Annotated in this window: 16 protein-coding genes; 2 read left to right on the top strand and 14 right to left on the bottom strand. The window is 38.6% G+C overall.

The window, feature by feature from the left end:
• Window positions 1-32: 32 nt before the first annotated feature.
• Window positions 33-884 (bottom strand): class II fructose-bisphosphate aldolase, encoded by an 852-nt coding sequence (locus ABCM67_RS05800; RefSeq protein ID WP_015527310.1) that lies wholly within the window; start codon window positions 882-884, stop codon window positions 33-35.
• A gap of 348 nt (window positions 885-1232) precedes the next feature.
• Between ABCM67_RS05800 and ABCM67_RS05795 the strand changes: the two genes are divergently transcribed.
• The gene (locus ABCM67_RS05795; RefSeq protein ID WP_015527311.1) at window positions 1233-1679 is read left to right on the top strand and encodes an RbsD/FucU domain-containing protein; all 447 of its coding nucleotides are present in this window, start codon (window positions 1233-1235) and stop codon (window positions 1677-1679) included.
• Between the two features lie 117 nt (window positions 1680-1796).
• Here ABCM67_RS05795 and ABCM67_RS05790 read toward each other — a convergent pair whose 3' ends face one another.
• The 3 genes from ABCM67_RS05790 to glf (ABCM67_RS05780) all read right to left on the bottom strand — a co-directional run bounded on the left by ABCM67_RS05790 (window position 1797) and on the right by glf (ABCM67_RS05780) (window position 6871).
• Complete coding sequence (locus tag ABCM67_RS05790; protein WP_147602914.1) at window positions 1797-4721, bottom strand: C1 family peptidase; 2925 nt, start codon at window positions 4719-4721, stop codon at window positions 1797-1799.
• A gap of 39 nt (window positions 4722-4760) precedes the next feature.
• A complete protein-coding gene (locus ABCM67_RS05785) occupies window positions 4761-5633 on the bottom strand; it encodes a hypothetical protein (protein ID WP_342992608.1) in 873 nt (290 codons plus the stop codon).
• A 122-nt stretch (window positions 5634-5755) separates the two neighbouring features.
• On the bottom strand, window positions 5756-6871 hold the full coding sequence (glf, locus tag ABCM67_RS05780; protein ID WP_110102878.1) for a UDP-galactopyranose mutase: 1116 nt from the start codon (window positions 6869-6871) through the stop codon (window positions 5756-5758).
• Between the two features lie 237 nt (window positions 6872-7108).
• Between glf (ABCM67_RS05780) and ABCM67_RS05775 the strand changes: the two genes are divergently transcribed.
• Complete coding sequence (locus ABCM67_RS05775; RefSeq protein ID WP_202031289.1) at window positions 7109-8059, top strand: Rpn family recombination-promoting nuclease/putative transposase; 951 nt, start codon at window positions 7109-7111, stop codon at window positions 8057-8059.
• Between the two features lie 91 nt (window positions 8060-8150).
• Here the strand turns inward: ABCM67_RS05775 and ABCM67_RS05770 are convergent, their stop codons facing one another.
• From ABCM67_RS05770 to ABCM67_RS05725, 10 genes are all read right to left on the bottom strand, one after another.
• Window positions 8151-9173, bottom strand: coding sequence for an acyltransferase (locus tag ABCM67_RS05770; RefSeq protein ID WP_147602911.1), 1023 nt, complete (start codon window positions 9171-9173; stop codon window positions 8151-8153).
• Window positions 9174-9306: 133 nt separating this feature from the next.
• Window positions 9307-10209 carry a sugar phosphate nucleotidyltransferase gene (locus ABCM67_RS05765; protein ID WP_118368693.1) on the bottom strand — a complete coding sequence of 301 codons (903 nt, stop codon included), beginning with the start codon at window positions 10207-10209 and terminating at the stop codon, window positions 9307-9309.
• A gap of 24 nt (window positions 10210-10233) precedes the next feature.
• A complete protein-coding gene (gene glf, locus ABCM67_RS05760; RefSeq protein WP_334297696.1) occupies window positions 10234-11349 on the bottom strand; it encodes a UDP-galactopyranose mutase in 1116 nt (371 codons plus the stop codon).
• A 62-nt stretch (window positions 11350-11411) separates the two neighbouring features.
• Complete coding sequence (locus ABCM67_RS05755; RefSeq protein WP_118368691.1) at window positions 11412-12473, bottom strand: acyltransferase; 1062 nt, start codon at window positions 12471-12473, stop codon at window positions 11412-11414.
• A 45-nt stretch (window positions 12474-12518) separates the two neighbouring features.
• Window positions 12519-13961, bottom strand: coding sequence for a flippase (locus ABCM67_RS05750; RefSeq protein ID WP_147602910.1), 1443 nt, complete (start codon window positions 13959-13961; stop codon window positions 12519-12521).
• A 43-nt stretch (window positions 13962-14004) separates the two neighbouring features.
• On the bottom strand, window positions 14005-15042 hold the full coding sequence (locus ABCM67_RS05745; protein ID WP_118368689.1) for an NAD-dependent epimerase/dehydratase family protein: 1038 nt from the start codon (window positions 15040-15042) through the stop codon (window positions 14005-14007).
• A 50-nt stretch (window positions 15043-15092) separates the two neighbouring features.
• Window positions 15093-15821, bottom strand: a complete 729-nt coding sequence (locus tag ABCM67_RS05740; RefSeq protein ID WP_092068630.1) for an IspD/TarI family cytidylyltransferase — start codon at window positions 15819-15821, stop codon at window positions 15093-15095.
• A 74-nt stretch (window positions 15822-15895) separates the two neighbouring features.
• Window positions 15896-17275 carry an O-antigen polymerase gene (locus ABCM67_RS05735; RefSeq protein WP_118368688.1) on the bottom strand — a complete coding sequence of 460 codons (1380 nt, stop codon included), beginning with the start codon at window positions 17273-17275 and terminating at the stop codon, window positions 15896-15898.
• Between the two features lie 48 nt (window positions 17276-17323).
• Window positions 17324-18406: a galactofuranosyltransferase gene (locus tag ABCM67_RS05730; protein WP_118368687.1), complete on the bottom strand. Its 1083-nt coding sequence runs from the start codon at window positions 18404-18406 to the stop codon at window positions 17324-17326.
• A gap of 24 nt (window positions 18407-18430) precedes the next feature.
• Entirely contained in the window at window positions 18431-19231 is an 801-nt protein-coding gene (locus tag ABCM67_RS05725) for a LicD family protein (protein ID WP_147602909.1), read from the bottom strand.
• Between the last annotated feature and the right edge of the window lie 3 nt (window positions 19232-19234).

Genomic DNA, 19234 nt, shown 5'->3' with positions numbered 1-19234 from the left:
TGATCACTCCGTTTCTGTTTTTTTACAGAAGATCATTCTGCCTTTCCATCACAGCCGCAAACCTTCATACGCGCCTCAACCAGCTCCTTCACTGCCTGGATCGCTTTCTTTCCGTAGGCCTTCGGGTCGATGGTGTTCTCATTCTCTGCAAAGGTCTCCTTCACTGCCCTGGAATATGCAGCACGAAGCTCTGTTGCAAAGTTAACCTTGCAGATACCACGTTTTACACAGTCGCTGACATCCTCATCACTGAGTCCGGATGCCCCGTGAAGAACAAGGGGGATATCTACGACTTCGCGGATCTCGCTTAAGCGTTCCTTGTCAAGAACCGGTGTTCCCACATAGAAACCATGTGCGGTTCCGATGGCAACTGCCAGGGAAGTAACACCTGTACGCTCCACGAATTCCTTCGCCTCCTGCGGGTCGGTGTTAGTGTCTGCCTCAGCCTCAAGATCATCCTCTTTACCACCGACCTTACCGAGCTCAGCCTCACATGGGATATCCAGGGCTGCTGCCACATCCGCAACTCTCCTGGTCTCTCTGATATTATCCTCAAAATCCAGCTTGGAACCATCGATCATCACAGAGGTATAGCCTGCATGCATTGCCTGCATCGCAAGCTCAAAGCTACTGCCGTGGTCAAGATGAAGGCATACCGGAACGGAAGCCTTGGCTGCCTCTGCTGCTACGATCGCAGCGTAAGTCTCAACCGTACCATATTTAACAGTAGAAGGTGTTGTCTGGATCATAACCGGTGCTTTCAGCTCCTCAGCTGCCTGGATGATCGCCTTCACCATCTCCATATTCTCTGCGTTGAATGCTCCTACTGCATATCCGCCCTTCTGTGCCTTTAACAGCATTTCCTTCGATGTAACCAGTGGCATAATCTTCTCCTCCTTGGAATCATAATCATTGTGTTTGTTTTGTATTATTTCCTCATTTGGTCCAGAAACCGAAACGTTTCCGTTTGAGTTCATCATAGCGCTCCACAGGGTTTCTGTCAACCATAAAATTTTCATCATTTACAGGAAAATATTCCCTTGAAAAGAAGACCAAATACCGTTAGATTAATTAATAAGAGTTCTAAAGCCTGTGGCCGGGCAGGTCTGTCTGATACTACCGGCGTCATAACAGTTTCGGAAATCCATGTATCCTGTTCTGATCACCTGAGCCTGATGCTATAATTTCCGAAAATACTGTAAGTACACAATGATCTTAGGAGGATATGAACTATGTTAAAAGGAATTCCAGAAATCTTATCACCAGAATTACTGAAGGTTTTATGTGAGATGGGACACAGTGACCGTCTTGTTATCGCTGACGGAAACTTCCCTGTAGAATCCATGGGAAAAAATGCCATCACCATCCGCTGTGACGGACATGGCGTTCCGGAGATCCTGGATGCCATCCTGAAGCTCTTCCCGCTGGATACTTATGTAGAGCATCCGGTAAACCTGATGGAAGTAATGCCTGGCGATAATGTGGAGACACCGATCTGGGATACATATAAAGAAATCGTTTCCAAGCATGACGAGCGTGGCGAAAAAGCCGTCGGAAACATCGAGCGTTTCGCATTTTATGACGAAGCAAAAACTGCATACTGCATCATCTCCACAAGTGAGAAAGCACTTTATGCCAACATCATGCTTCAGAAAGGCGTTGTGATCAACAACGACTGATCTTTCTTTTGAACTGCCTGATATAATCATATATAATACACATATTCAACCAAAACATAAAACGCCCGGATCTGGAATGTTTCAAGCCAGATCCGGGCGTTTTATATTTTAACACTTTTATCTCTTTGCTGCTTTTGCGGCATATCCTCCGCAGAGTACTTTTCCACCGGAGGTTTTTATCCCTGCACGCACCGCATAGTAATACGTTGTTCCCTTTTTTGCGGTCTTATCCTCAAAGGAGGAGCTGCTGCCTCCGGAAACTGTACTGATCTTTTTCCATGAACCCTTTCCGGTCTTACGGTAGATCTGATAGCAATCTGCTTTCTTCTGCGCTTTCCAGCAGATCTTCAGCCCCCTGGAGGTCTTCCTGACACTGGATATCTTCTGAAGTTCCGGATAGGACAGGATATAGCTGCTTGCCTGATATCCTCCGAAAACTTTTTTCCCGTCTACATTCTTATAAGGCCTTACAGCATAAGCGTAGGAGGTGATTCCTTCAATCTCCGTATCCTGCCAGGATAATACTTTGTTGTTCACGGTTCCGATCCGAACCCAGCTTTTTCCCTGGAGCTTCCGGTAGATATAATATCCACTGGCTCCGGAAACCTTCTTCCAGGATACCCTGTTACATGGTCCGCTGACAGCTTCAGCCACTGCACGGGCCTTTCCCAGCTCCGCTTTTGCTGAGAACGGCGAAGATACGGCTCCATAAACAGTCTTCTTTCCGGAAAGTACATAAGAAGCCCGGATCCGATACGTATAAGTGCTTCCTGTTTTCACTGCAGTATCCTGCCAGGTCACTACATCTGCTGTCACGGTTGCCATTTTTTTTGAATTTCCGCTTTCATCCCAGCGATAGATAGCATAACGATTGCAGCCGGGAACTGCTTTCCAGGAGATCCGTATCCTGTTAAATGCCTTGGAAACCAGTTTTACACCTGTGGTCTGACGAAGCTTCACCGTAACCTTACAGGTAGCTCGGATTCCCCTGGCATTTTTTCCGTAGCAGGTTATGGTTGCTGTTCCCGGATTTTTTGCAGTAACAACGCCGCTTCCATTTACAGCAGCCACACTGGTATCTGAGCTTTCCCAGACAATGCCGGAAGCATCCATCTCGGATCTGGTAGCCGAAGCATTCAGTGTTTTCTGATCTCCGGAATACAGACTTATCTCAGAGGAAGAAAGCTGCATCCTGGCCGCACTGCTCAGAGTCCTGGTATGCGCCTTGATCCTCGGCGTTACCGATGGATTAAATTCAACCGCATCCATCCAGGTATCCTCCGCGTTATATCGCAGAAAGCTCTGACCGGATACGATAGACGGAGAAAAGCTGCACCAGCCATAACTGACCTCTGCCTCCACACAGTATTTTATATATGTGCTTCCTGCATTTGTCACCACAATAGAATACAGACTGTTCTGGCTGAGCAGGACCTCCGGGATCTGAAAGGTCATAACCCCAGCCATCGGCTGACTGCAGCAAACCGGTGTGGAATATGCCGGTGTTCCACTGGTAGGATCACTGGCATCCTTCAGATTTGTGTATACCTGCACAGTATAGGAATTATTGGCAGACATGGAGCTAAGAGTCACCTCACCAAGCGATTCCGCTTTTCCGTTTCCTGCACTGGCACGAAAAACCGTGGACAGCTGTTCTCCCGCATACATGCGGATGGAGCCAAGCCCTGACGTTCCGTCATAAAAATAATTGTTGCTATATTTCGGTGTATTGACAACCGTAGCCGCAACCAGCTCACTGACAGACTTATCCTCATAGGACATATAAAAATATCCGGATTTTCCCCAGCCTGTACCCCAGCTGTTCTTAACGATCCAGGCTCCGTCTCCCTTTACCTTGGAAGATGCCCGGAAATTCTTCGCAGAATAATTGTCATCCCACCCCACCACTGTAACTACATGATTCACGTTCTTGGTGCTGGTAGGATAGGAATAGGCCGCTGTACTTGCATTGTAATAGGCATTCTGTGCATTATACATCACAGTAACTGAATTATTTGCAACCAGAAGCTTCTTCATGGCATTTACGGAATAATCGGAAAAATAGGCATTTTTCAGATAAGCAGCTGCATTATACGCCTTGGATGCCGCCGGAGTCACACCGGTTTTCTGTGTATGCGTGGAATCTGTAGCCAGAGGCACATCCCCTTCTGTTGTCATTCCGGACCAGGTGCTCAGAAACATGGAAGCCAGAAGATCATTTCCGCCCTCATGATAATCTGCGTTTCCTTTATCATCTGTCCCCATATGCTTATTGACATCCCCGTAGGTATTTCCAAGCGGGTCATTCTTTCTGTTTGCAAAAAAATACGCCAGATGCTCTTCCGACAGATCATAAGTTCCAAGGCCCTGGGTCAGAAACGAAGTTTCCAGAAGAGAGGCCATTCCAAATGCCCAGCACATACCGTAGGGCTCCTGATTCTTTACGGAAGTGACATATCCCTGATCCGCTGCATTATAATAGGGCGGATAGGCCGCAGCTCTTCCCATCGGTACCTCATCCACATCATTTCCGATCTCCACGGCGGTGGAATAAGAGGTCAGATTATCAAAGGGTGCCAGCTGTTCCTGCTCCTCTTCCTCCGTAAGCGGACGGCCCTTGATATATTCGATGCCGGACTCACCACTGTCTGAGGCATCCCCGAAGCTCTCCTCACCGTCGCCAAAGGTATCCTCCTGGGAATCAGAAGACAATCCTTCTGATGTTTCGGGAGTCTCTGTATCCTCCTCGGAGCTCTGCAAAGCTACATCCTCGGTATCCCCGTCGGCTGCCTCTGCAATATCCTCGGTCTGTTCATCCGGGATACCGGTATTCCCTGTGGTATTCCCTTCTGCAGTCTCCGTCGTATCCTCTGCTTCCGCTGACTGCGTCTGTGTATCTTCTGACCATTCTTCATTGAATCCTTCCGCAGAATCACTGAAACCTTCCACATCGGCTGCCATGACCGGAATCTGGCTGCCCGCAACTGCCACACACAGAAGAAGCGGCAGTAATTTCTTCCTGACAAGCTGTAATCTCTTCACAAAATTCTCCACTTTTCTTATATTGATCTGGTTTATCTGTTAACGTTTCTTCAAATGATAACCCAGAATTCCGATTACTGCAAGTACTGTTGCGATCCCGATCCAGATAAACGGACTTTTATACCAGGAATTTTCTTCTTTAAAAGATGTCGCAGCTGTGCCATTGACCGGCTTGGTGACAGCTTCATCCACAGATTCCCCACCTTCTGTTGTTCCATCCGCTGCAGGCGGTCCCTGGATCTCGCCGCTCTGAGCCTGAGAACTACCTGTGCTGGCCATCCCTGCAGGTGGCCCCTGAACCTCACCTCTCTGAGCCTGAGCTTCATCTGTGCTGGCCATCCCTGCAGATGTTCCCTGTCCTTCGCCATTCTGAGCCTGAGAGCTGCCTGTATTGTCCGTCTCTGCAGACGTTCCCTGTCCTTCGTCATTCTGAGCCTGAGAACTGCCTGTGCTGGCCGTCCCTGCAGACGTTCCCTGTCCTTCGCCGGCTGCGGAATCCTGCGTATCGGATGCGTCTCCCTGATTCACTGCAGAAGTCTCTTTCTCCGTGCCCCCTGCGATTCCAGCCTTCGCCAGCTCCGCATCCTTTGAGGGCCGCAGCTCCTCCAGCGGCACATAACCGTATCTGCCATTATACTTTGTATATCCCCAGGTCTCACCATTCTTCTCTGTCTCCCCTTCGATATGCAGGACAGTACCATCCCTTACCGTCTTATCATTGAGCTTTTCACCTTTTCCGTCGGTGGACGGATAGATATCCACACCAACTCCACCGGAATCCACCGTCATATAATAATCTGTGGTATCTGCCGGAGCTTCCACCTTCACCACAACCGACTTGTCCGCATACACCGGAACACTCATACTCAGCACCAGCATTCCTGCCAGAAGCACACCTTTGCACCTTTTCATTGCTCTTTCCTCCCTCAAAAAATCTCACTGCCATTCTATGCATAAAATCCCCTTATATTTCTCTTTTGCCTTGACTCCGAAATATAAGAGGATCTTATCATTAGTTATATCCAGTATCTTTTTTATGCAAGCTCCCGCTCACACATATCCAGCGCAGAAGCGATCACCGCATCCATGTCATAATATTTATATTCGCCAAGACGGCCGCCGAAGATCACCTTCGGTTCCTTCTCTGCAAGCTCCCTATACTGTCCGTAAAGCGCTCCGTTCTTCTCATCATTGACCGGATAATACGGCTCATCTCCAGGCTTCCACTCGGAACTGTATTCCCGGCTGATCACCGTTTTCGGAAGATCATTACCCTCCTCATCCTTTCCGAACTCAAACCATTTATGCTCTATGATACGAGTCCATGGAGTCTCCACATCCGTATAATTCACTGCTGCATTTCCCTGGAAATTAGGTTTATCCAGTGTCTCGTTCTCAAAACGCACGGAACGATACTCCAGAGTTCCCAGCTTATAGTCAAAATACGCGTCGATGGCACCTGTGTAGATCACCTTCTCCGCCATTGCATCGTACTGCTCTTTTTTCTCCAGATAATCCTCATTCAGCCGTACCTCGATACCGTCCAGCAGATTGGCAACCATCTTCGTATAACCACCCACCGGGATTCCCTGGTACAGCGCATTGAAATAGTTATTGTCAAAAGTCAGACGCACCGGAAGCCTCTTGATGATAAAAGCAGGAAGCTCCGTACATGGACGTCCCCACTGCTTCTCCGTATAGCCCTTGATCAGCTTCTCATAAATATCCGTACCTACAAGGCTGATAGCCTGTTCCTCCAGATTCGAAGGTTCTGTGATCCCTGCTGCCTGCCGCTGCTCCTCGATCTTTGCCGCAGCCTCCTCCGGAGTCACCACGCCCCACATTCTGTTAAAGGTATACATATTAAACGGAAGACTGTACAGCTCCCCGTGATAATTGGCAACCGGACTGTTGGTAAAACGATTGAAGGTGGCAAACCGGGTGATATAATCCCAGACCTTCTTATTATTGGTATGGAAAATATGTGCACCGTATTTATGCACGTTGATTCCTTCCACCTTCTCTGTATATACATTTCCCGCAATATGCGGACGCTTGTCGATCACAAGCACTGACTTCCCGGCACGCTTCGCCTCCTGTGCAAAAACCGCACCGTAAAGACCGGCACCTACGATAAGATAATCGTACATTGATTTCATTCTCCCTGTTCTTTCATTGATGCTGTTATTTTAACACCGAAAAAGGGTAGCTGGCAAGAAGCCACTGTAAAATCCCGGTAAATCTTATATAAGAATGTTGTCAAACAGATCTCCGCAAGCTGCAAAAATGATAAAATATCAGATATCCGCTTCTCAAACACCAAAATGTATGATACCCTGTAACTGGATCAGATAATAAACTACTCTGATCACATAAACAGATCGAAGATGGTGAAACCTATAGGTACAAAGGATACCATCACCAAAGATTACATGGCTGACAACCGCGTTTTTGCGGATGTGTTCAACCATATGCTGTACAAAGGAAAAAACGTCATAGACCCTGACACGCTTCATCCACTGGATACCACAGCTCTCGCTGTCCCCTACGGATCCGGCATTTCAGAAGTTCCTGTCCAGAAATTCCGGGACGAATTCAAATCTCTTAATGTTATGCACGACGATTCAAGGATCTATCTTCTCCTGGGGATTGAGAACCAGTCGGAACCTCACTTCGCAATGCCGGTCAAGAACATGGTCTATGATGCATTAGAATACGCAGGGCAGGTAGAAAATTCCGCCAGATCCCACAGAGAAGCGAAACAATGGCCTTCCACATCCGGAGAATATCTCACCGGCTTCTACAAGGATGACCGGCTCATCCCAGTCATAACCACGGTCGTGTACTTCGGTTCCGACACCTGGAACGCTCCCAGGAGCCTCCACGAAATGCTCTCTGTCCAGGACCCCGAAATTCTTTCCATGGTCCCGGATTACCGGATCAATCTCTTCTCACCTGCCGAGATAAAGGATGAAGAACTTGACAAACTCCAGAGCAATCTCAAAGAAGTCATGCTCTTCATCAAATATTCCAAAGATAAACGGAAGCTCCAGGAGCTTACCTCACAGACCCCCGGCTTCCGCTCACTCGAGCTCAAAGCAGCCCGGGTCATCGACTCCATAACCGGTATCAATTTACGTTTCACAGAAACAGAAGGGAGGGTTAATATGTGTCAGGCTGTTCAGGAAATGTGCGATGATGCGCGTGCCGAAGGCCATCAGGAACAAGCTATGCTGACAGCACAGCGTATGCTTCAGGATCCAAGATTCTCCCCTGAAGACATATCCAGATTTTCAGGCCTTTCTCTTGAGGACGTGCTGAAATTACAGAAGAAATAGTTCGTATTGAAAATGCTCAGATCCTTTACAGAGGATCTGAGCATTTTGCTATTCTTCTGACCAAGGCAGAAGCCGATTGTTATCTATTACCCTAAATCAGCTTTTTTTGTAATTTTACAATTGTGTATGTCAAAAACAAACTTATCAAAATACAAAAAACATAATTTTGAAAATAAAATGTCTTTATCCCTATAACATTCATAAGTGCTCTAATTGCAACATGAGTCAAATATAATTCATAAGATATTTTTCCAAACTGCTCCAATATCTTTACAATTCTTTTAGGCATCTTTCGCATACTTACAGCAATACAATACAGCAAAAAAATCCCCCAAAAACACATCAAAATCCTAAATCCTAGTTTTGACACAACTATTTTGGTTACCGGTAAAAAGCCGCACAGCATTATCATTACTCCAAATAAAATTCCCATTTTATCTATATTATTAATACAAGCATTCTGGTAAACTTTTTTTCCACACCAACACCCTATGAAAAAAACAAGAAATCTTCCCAATAGAATTTCTATATTTAAATTCAATACAGGATCTACAATTCTCGGTAAAAATTGAATAACTAAAGCTATAATAAGAAGAATTAACAGTTGCCCCCAATCTGACCACTTTACATGCAATATCTTATAAACAAATGGATAAATTAAATATGCAAAAACAATAAATAACACATACCAAAAGGTTCTTGTCCCTTGTGTAAAAAATGTAACAAAGCCAAAATCAAATGCAAACATCTTGACACCTTTTTGCATGATAATAAGATCAATCACAATCCAATATGGAATAGCAACCATAAGATAAACTGGCAAAATTCTCTTTATTCTCTTCTGAAAAAAATGCAAAATATTGGAATCTTTTGACATCGAAAAATATAATCCAACGCCGGACAGAAAAACAAAGAACTCAACTCCAACACTACCAATGAATGTGTTATACAACTTGCCTAAAAATCCCAATCCCCCTCCGGATAAATTTGAATTTGCTATATCTTCAAAAAAATGAAATATCATAATTGAAATTATCGCCACACCATAAATTGCATTACGATTTTTGCTAAATATATTCCAATTATCCTTCGAATTCATCACCGATATATTCATCACAATGTTCCTTTATTTCTTTATATATTGGGGCCATTTGCAAATGATTCTATATTCTTATATGCCTTCTATATAAAATAATAGTAACATTATCCCCATTTACTGACGGCCTCGCTTTTATACAAAAAAACTCTTATAAATCAGCAAAAAGCTCTTCTCTGTAAATTCCTTTTTCCAACATCTCTCTGAAACTATCCTTCACTGCAGCAACATCCTCTTTATAAGTCATACCATACCAAGTATCATTGGTACGAAGAACCTTTACGGATATCCTTCCTTCTGCCAGAAGTTCTCCAATAAATGTTGGAATCAAAAATTCCTCCTTTATAAGATTCTCCGGGACCACTTTTTCAAAAAAATATTGAAAACCACTTTCCAGCGTTTTCAGGAACTCCGGTGCCAATCCCCACATATTCATAGAAACAAGTGATTCTGTATCCAGCTTTACGCCGTCCGCCTCGGCACCTTCTGCATTCTTTACAATATTGGAAGTCTCCACAATCTCCGTCAGATTATTATACTCATCCATTTTGCAGATACCACGTGTCACACCACCATTATCAGACAACGTATTCTTCAACACAAAACCAGCCATGCAGGACTGGCCTCCTTTTACAAGATAATCATGAATCTCACGGAATCCTTCTTTTCCATAATAATCATCTGCATTGATCACAACAAAAGGCGTTGTCAAAACATCCTTTGCAGCCAGAACCGCCTGTCCGGTACCCCAAGGCTTCGTACGGCCTTCCGGAAGTTCTCCCGGAATATCGTTGATATCCTGGAAAACATACTCCACAGTAACAGAATGCGCCTTGCAGACCGCCTCGATCCGATTCCCGATCACATCCTTAAATTCATTTTCAATATCCTTTCGGATAATAAAAACCACCTTGTTAAAACCTGCTTCGATTGCGTCATGAATCGAATAATCCATGATGATATGGCCCTGTTCATCAACCGGCTCCAGCTGTTTGATACCACCGCCAAAACGGGAACCGATACCAGCAGCCATGATAAGTAATGTTGTTTGCATTTAATTTCCCCTCATTTCCTGATCTTAATGCAATTCTTTTTCACAGCGGTCTAATGCAGCCGCAATAACCTGATCCATGTCATAATATTTATATTCACCAAGACGTCCGCCAAAAATCACATTTGTCTCAGCTTCTGCCAGCTTTTTATACTCTGCGTAAAGAGCTCCATTCTTTTCATCGTTAACAGGATAATACGGCTCATCCCCCGGCTTCCACTCAGAACTGAATTCTCGGCTGATCACTGTCTTAGGAAGATCGTTACCTTCCTCATCCTTACCAAATTCAAACCATTTATGCTCAATGATACGCGTCCATGGAGTTTCCCGATCCGTATAATTCACAGCTGCATTTCCCTGGAAATTCGGTTTATCCAGAGTTTCTGTTTCAAAACGCACGGAACGATATTCCAGTGTACCAAGCTTATAATCAAAATATGCATCGATCGGACCTGTGTAAACTACTTTTTCAGCCATCGCATCTAATTCATCTTTGTTTTCCAGATAATCTGTACTCAAACGAACCTCAATACCTTCCAGAAGATTTGCTACCATCTTCGTGTAACCTCCAACTGGGATACCCTGATACAAAGCATTAAAATAGTTATTATCAAATGTCAGACGAACCGGCAGACGTTTAATAATAAACGAAGGAAGATCCTTACAGTCACGTCCCCACTGTTTCTCGGTATAACCCTTGATCAACTTTTCATAAATGTCACGTCCGACCAGTGAAATTGCCTGCTCTTCCAGATTCTTTGGTTCTGTAATTCCAGCTTCTTTTCTCTGCTCCTCAATCTTCGCTGCAGCTTCCTCCGGTGTTACCACACCCCACATTTTATTAAATGTATACATATTAAAAGGAAGACTGTAAAGTTCCCCTTTATAATTAGCGACCGGGCTGTTTGTAAACCTGTTGAACTCTGCAAACTGAGTGATATAATTCCATACTTTCTTGTTGTTAGTATGGAAAATATGTGCTCCATATTTATGTACGTTAATACCTTCTGTTTTCTCTGTGTAAACATTTCCAGCAATATTCGGTCGCTTGTCTACTACAAGAACTGTCTTTCCTGATTTTTTTGCTTCGTGCGCGAAGATTGCTCCGTATAAGCCGGAACCTACTACTAAATAATTGTACATCATTTTAATTTCTCCCTGTTATCAATTTCTTTAGTTACATCTTTAACTTTCTATCTGCCTTATTAATATAAATATTTCAAATTAAATTTTTTTAATATCCATGTAATACCTATTGCTATTATTGGTGTTATAACAATTCTTGAAAAATATATTATTGCTGCCCCGAACTCTGAACCAAAAAATTCAATTCCACAAAAACGATAAAACCAAAATAAAAATAAATAATTTAATGGTTCTGCATACAAATATATTCCCATTCCATAGTCACTCAATGACTTTATTGCTCTACCATTTATTTTTATATGCCTTACTATATAGTTTAAAACTATCAACATAAAAAATGGACATACAATATACGAACTCAAAAAATGGAAAAAATGAATCTTTACTATTTTATCGACAATAAAAGATAAACATACCAGCCCAAACAAACATAATATCGATGAATCTTTCCAAATATTATGTTTTTTCAACCACTCAATCATATTTTCCAATCTATATCCCAGATAAAACCATAAAAGATAATATAAAGGATCTCCCAAAACGTGATATTGATCCAATCCTTTATATAAGATTACTCCTATGCACCAACAAAAGCTAACTATAACTATTTGCTTTTTTGTTTCTAATTTACAAACAAAACTTGCAATGACAAACACAAAAAACAAACATTCTAAATACCATAAATATACACATGAAGGAAAAATCAACTGCAATAGCATTCCCTTTATACTAACACCATGGTAATAACCCGAAAAATATTTAACAGGTAAATTCCAGAAAATCCATACAGCAATAAATGGAACCAGTAACCTTTTTGTCTTTTTTATAATAGTTCCCCTGGTATTAATATTCTTTTTCAATGAAAAAAGACTTCCAGATAGCGCTATAAATGCTGGCATATGAAATGTATAAATAAAATTTGTTAAAATGCTTGTAATTTTATGAAACATTGTATCAGATATAGACGCATCTGACATCATAGTTCCGTAATTAATGCCTCCAAATTTTGTAGTTATATTATAATATGTCCCGTGACCTATAACTACCAAAGCTACCAATATAATTCTTAATATATCCTTATCTTCTTGCCGATATATGTTGTTTTTGTTTACATTTTCCATTCTTTTTATTTAATCTCTCCCTTTCATCATTTAATGCAACAGATATTATATTATTTTATTTTTTATTGTATTAAAAATTTCAAGAAACAGTTCTTCTTTCAAAATCAGTAATACAAATCCATATGCACCAAAAAAAAGAAGTGATGATATTACTAATGAAAAAAAACATTCTAAATTTAATATTTTCACCCACAAAGATACAATACTACCGACAGACAATGCAATTAATATTTTTATATAATGTATCTGTCGAAAAGTATTCAAAATTTCATCTTTTAGCGCATAAAACTGGACAACAAAAACTGCAAACTCAGCAACCAATGTACCTATTGCAGCTCCCGTTGACGCATAAACCGGGATCAATAGTGCATTGATAATGACATCCACGACAGCACCAACAATCTCAGAATATAATACAATTTTCTCTCGTCCTGTTGGTACAAGTATCTGAATTCCAAGTATATTTGTAATACCAATTAATAAAAGAGTTGGCATAATCACCTGCATGGGTATAATAGAGCCAACATAATTATTACCTGACAAAAAGAAAATCCCTTCTTTTGCAAAATAAATAAAATATACAAACAAAGGTGTTGCCATTAAAAAGACAAAATTCAATGCCTTTCTTGTAATTCTATGAAACTCTTTCAATTCTCCTCTTTGTATATAATAAGATGCTCTAGGCAACAATACTGTCCCTAATGATGTTACAACACTCACAAGGATTACTTTAATTTTTACTGCTGCATTATAATATCCCACATCTGTATCTGTTGTCATAAATCCCAACATTACCGTATCAAGATTTGTATATATTGTTGTTGCACATGACATAGCAAAGAATATCAATACTGGTTTTAGATGTCGTCTAAAATTGTAATTTCCAACAGGCTTCAGATTTATAAATTTATGTGCATTAATCAAATTTAAAATATTCGATGCAGAAGCTGCAAAAATTGTTATTCCACCATAAATAACATAATCCGTCTGTTTATGTACGAGAAAGAACATAAAAATCAGTGCGATAAATTTGAAAATAACTGATCGTACTGTGATATAAGTATACTGTTCCAAGGCTTTATATAACCATTCCATGCCGATAGATGTCAAAATAATGTTAAAACTCAATATTACATACAATTCTTTTTCACATCTAAATTTAGGTACATAAAACAACAATATAATCAATACCATATAAGAAATCATACTCATGATTATATTAATGATCAAAAGTTCCTGTGCCACCTTGGAAAGTTTCTCACGATTATCCCTAACTTTTGCACACGCCCGAATTCCATATGTAGGAATACCTAATTGAGCAAACATAGAAAAATATGTAATAACAGATGTTGCCATCGACACTTTTCCTGTTCCAACTGGCAATAAAACTCTTGATACATACGGAAAAGTTATCAATGGAAAAATGAAAGAAGACATTGTCAGAATTATATTCATAACAAAATTTAGTTTTATTGATTTCTTTTTCATTTATTTTTTCTACTCTCTTACTTATAAGATTTTCGTACTTACTCTATATTTCCTCAATCTTCATCTGTTCAATCATTCTCTTATATGCATCCTCTAAGCCTATTTCTGGTGTCCACCCTAAAGCTTGTAATTTATCAGAATTTAACTTCATTTTCGTATCTTCTGCATAACCAAATACATTATCTTTAGGAATATCGTATATTACTTTAATTTTCCCATTTGAAATTTTATCCGCAACCATATGCGCCATTTCTGCAATTGTAGTATGTGATTTTGGATTTGCCACATTATATGCTTCACCATTTTCTCCGTAAAGTAAAATTATAAATAATCCTAAAACACAATCTCGAGTATAACAATAATTTCCTTCCGATAATCCTCTCGTATGCAATACTATATCTCTTCCTGAAATTACGCTTTTAGCAAATTGAGCAAATACACGATTCTCCCCTGGCAAAATTCCTGCGCCAAACGTTTGTGCTAACCTAGCAATCTTGACTTTAACTCCGTATTCTCTCATATATGCAACACACATATTTTCGCATAACCGCTTACTTTCAGGATAATTACTACGTACTTTCAATGGATTAATGTAACCAATCTTATCTTCTGTTATCTCTGTATCAGAATTATTAAATGTTCCATACATTTCCATTGATGAAATATATACCATTGATTTACATTCATTTTTACAAGCAAGTTCTAAAATATTTTTTGTACCTTCTATTGCTGTAGATAATGTCTCTACTGGTTTTTCAATCATTAATTTAGATGTTGTTACAGCAGCACAATGAAAGATCCAGTCAACTTTTTTATTAACATTAATAGGAAATGTGATATCACCAACAATAAGCTCAATATTGTCCAACTCATGTCTACTATATAATTTATTTGCTTTTTCAATATTTCTCACTAATGCAATAATATGAATACCTTCTACTGCTATAAGTGCTCTTACTATTGAAGCTCCGATAAGCCCAGTTGCCCCAGTTACCAGAACAGTGGTTTCCTTCAGCTGCTCATACTGTAACGGATATTTTGCGATATATTGCAAATCATCCTCTAGCGGTCCTTTTCTCATCCAGCATCTCCTCCTTTAATTTATTTTTCTTTATAAGCTTTTTATTATCCTTATTCAAGCCCATATATTTGCTCATTTTCTTTTGCTTCAAGAATAGCTCGCATAGTATAAAAATCTTCTGGTGTTGTAATTTTAATATTTTCTCCTGGTCCATCAATCAGATAAAGATCATATCCATATCTTTGCATCATTGTGCAAGAATCAATACAATTCTTTTCACCTTCTGAAAGTGCTTTTTCATGAGCTTTCAAAATATCATCTAGCCAAAAACTTTGTGGAGCTTTGGCAACTCTTGAATTGTTCCGACTTGGGACATAATCAATTGTTGCTGTTCCCTCATTAACAACAAGTATTGTCTCTTTTACTTTAGCTGTTGTGATTGCAGAACCATATTTAATCACCGATTGAATATTATCACTAATTACTTTCTCATTAATCAATGGTCTAACGCCATCATGAATTAAAACAATGCTTTTTTCATCTTTTGCAATCTGTTTTGCAGATTTAAGACCATTGTATATGGATAATTGACCTGTTTCCCCTCCAGGAACTACAGATTTTACTTTTTCAATACGAAATTTATAAAGAAGTTTATTTAAATATGGAATCCAATCTTTTATACACACAACCACAATCGCATCTATCATAGAATGGTTTTCAAAATATTCCAATGTATGTATTATTATTGGTTTATTATACATTTCAAGAAACTGTTTCGGTCGATCTTTACTATGCATACGGCTTCCAACACCTCCAGCAAAAATCACTGCAATATTCATCCCTTGAACCTCCTAGTCTCTAGCTCGTGTTAATCAAATTCAATTATCTCTTGATTATTTGTCCATTTTTTGTTCTAATTTGTTCCCATTGGTATTACTGTTTTCTTTTGCCTTTTGAATTTAAGTTTAATCCCATGTCTATACTCCAATGCAACTCCTTTATCAATCAACACCTTATATAATATAAATGTGACTAACAAGTGCTTCACAAAACCTATTGATGCTACCGTTTCGTAAAATCTGTCTGAAAAAATCAACATAATTAAATCATTAAATAAATATGCATATATTATTATTGTAAAAGGTTTATTGTTATATATTTTTCTATAAGCACAACTAAAATATAAAGCAATTATTGCCATAAGCGGTACAATACCATCATAACCAAAATCATAATAAAACTGATAAAAGGTTGTATATACATTACCAGTATTTAATCCATTATGTTTTAAAAATGGAAGATCTAATTGATATAAATATTGACTTATTCCATATTTTCCTCCCAAGTATGTATAGATATTACGAAACACCTGACTGCCCCACAATTCAGGTGTATGACGAGTTCCTTGTAAATACGTATCCAAATTTTGTATTGGAGCTCCAATATATACATAGATTGATTCCAGAATTAGATTTAAAGTGCTATTCTCACCCGTACGATTTAAAAGCATATTGATTCCGATAAGTAATAAAATTATTCCAAAAATAATACCTACAATTTTAAATAATAACTTTGTAAAATTTCGACGTTTATTAAGTCCAAAACATATTACCGTTATTATCAAAATTGCAGTTATCATCCTAAATAATGCAGTTCTACCACCTGATAACATCTGATCAAATGCATAAATTCCCAAATATATTATCTGTATAATTTCTATTTTTTTCTTTACGGCTAAATTATTAATTAAAATATAAAGCAATACATATGCATATGCAGTTATCCAAACAATACCATGTCTATATATAAAAGATGCAGAGACTGCCTTTTCAATAAAATTATTATAATTGAACAGTGCAATGACATGGTACTTGCCGGCTATATCAAAAATTGATGAAGTACTATACCCAAACGCAGCTACAACATCTTTTATATATTTAGCATGATAAAACACTACTAGAACTTCCAAAATAAGAAATACTAGTTGAATCAAATAATTTATAGAAATATAATTTCTGGAATGTTGTTCTCCATAATTTCGAACATCAACTCTTTTCATGTAAAAAAAAGCACTAACAATTCCAAATGAAATCATTCCTAAAGCAATTACTAAAATAGTATTCAAATGAATTTCTACCTTGTACATCCTTGAAAAAAAAAGGCACAAAAATTCTGCAATTAAAAACATTTCACAAAAAACGCAAAATGGAGAAAAAATATCTACATGAGTAATTAAATACCCAAACATTAAAAATACAATTGTTACTAAAATAAGTACTATAAGATTAAACATTTTCACCTGTTCCTCATATATTAGAAGTTCAATATAACTTCACAAATATTATATACTTTGTTTCATTGCACTTTTTAAGAAATATCCTCTTCTTAATTTCCCACCAATTTTGCACGCATTAGCTTTTAATGTTTCATATTCTTCATCGAGCATATTGTCTATTATGTTTCTAATTTCATCTGTTGACTTTATTGTTATTCCACAATGATTTTTCTTAATAAAATTTGCTAATGCAGCTTCTTCCCATATAATTACAGGAATTCCAGCTGCCAAATACATTGATGTCTTATGCGGATTATTAATTTTAAGATAATCTCCATAAACTCCAGTACAAGTAGCACTGCTGTCCCCATCCCAGACCAAGCCAAAACTACCTTGTAGATTATAAATTAATTCTTCTGGATTAAATGCCCCAACATAATTTGTATTTGAAGAAGCTTTTTCTCGTTCAAAATTAATCCCATATAAATTAAAGTTACAATTTTCCGGTAAATTATATATATATCCAGCCTTGTGTTTACTCAATGCTCCCGCTATGATAACTGGACCTTTTCTGCTTAAGTTTCTCTTTTCTAATAATTCTTCATTATAATTCTCAACTAAATAATCAAATATTCCTAATATATCCATTTTATCTTTATGTATTTTCCATTTTTCATGCATAAATGACTTCATTTTTTCATTATGCACAATGATTTTACTGCAATTCTTAAATGAACTAATTTCTTCAAATCTCATTCTAATTTTTCGAGATAATGGAACATCATTTCTTAATGTAAAACGAATTGCCTCAACGTCATGTATGATTATTGAAGTATGTATTCCTCTCTTTTCCAAATTTTTTATAAGTAATGAAAACAGCATTGTATGTTCTAACAATGGAAACTGAATATATATCCAATCATTTTTTTTTATTTTTTTTAATGCATTCTTCCATAACATATAAACATCATAATGTGCTTTTATTTTTCCTAATCTTGTTTTGTTTTCACGTCCTTCTATCAGGCATGGAATCTCAATTTTTTTAAAATTATTCCACTTAAAAATAGTTTCTACATCTTGTCTGGCTTTAACTCCAGCTGTTTTTTGTATCAACTTATGTTTATCGGTTTCCACAACATAATAATTCATTTATTATATCCGCCTTTCCCTCAATCATCCCTCAATATAAGCATCAAACTCATGATTTATCCGCTTACTTTCTGGCGGAAGTTGCATATAGTCTCCATATATTTGTGTCAAATAAAACTTCCAACATGCTGGCGCATGAAATTTTTTCCCACAAAATTCCACATCATTATATGGTAAGTATTCTTTCTTTTTCATTCTTTCATTAGGACCCAAACTCCAAGCAACTCCACCAATATACTCCTGTTTGTCAAAATCATACTGATGAGCCAGCTTATCTAATTTTCTCCCAAATCTTTCTGGTGTATACATTCGCAAAAAAAGAATCATCGGTATTTTAACTATACTTCGTACAAAACCTTTTCCTTTTCCTATAGTTGCACTGCATCGATTAATCCATTTTTTTAATGGTTCCGCTTTACTCAACAATATATCACTTTCTTCCTTATCATCCGGAATACCATCCATCGGAAAAATATCAATCCACAAATGTTGATCAACATTTGAATATTCATTTTTTACATAGGTTCTTGTATCAATAATTTTGGCAAATGGCCAAAAACTATTTCCCATCTGTAGACTGATTAATTTATAATATGGTCGAATATTTCCTTTTCTTAATAAATCATGTAATTTATCAAAATCTGGACGTGGCATTAATAAATCAACATCATCATCCCATGGAATAAACCCTTTATGGCGTACTGCTCCTAACAAAGTTCCTCCCGATAAATAATATCTCAGCCCATTCTGATCACAGAATGCCGCAAACTCACATAATATATTCAAAATATACTTTTTAACTTCCGTATTATCTAACTTTCTCATACT

This window comes from Blautia sp. 2227st1_G12_2227SCRN_220401, from assembly GCF_039062885.1.
Lineage (GTDB): Bacteria > Bacillota > Clostridia > Lachnospirales > Lachnospiraceae > Blautia_A > Blautia_A fusiformis.
This window is presented reverse-complemented; position numbering and strand designations above follow the sequence as displayed.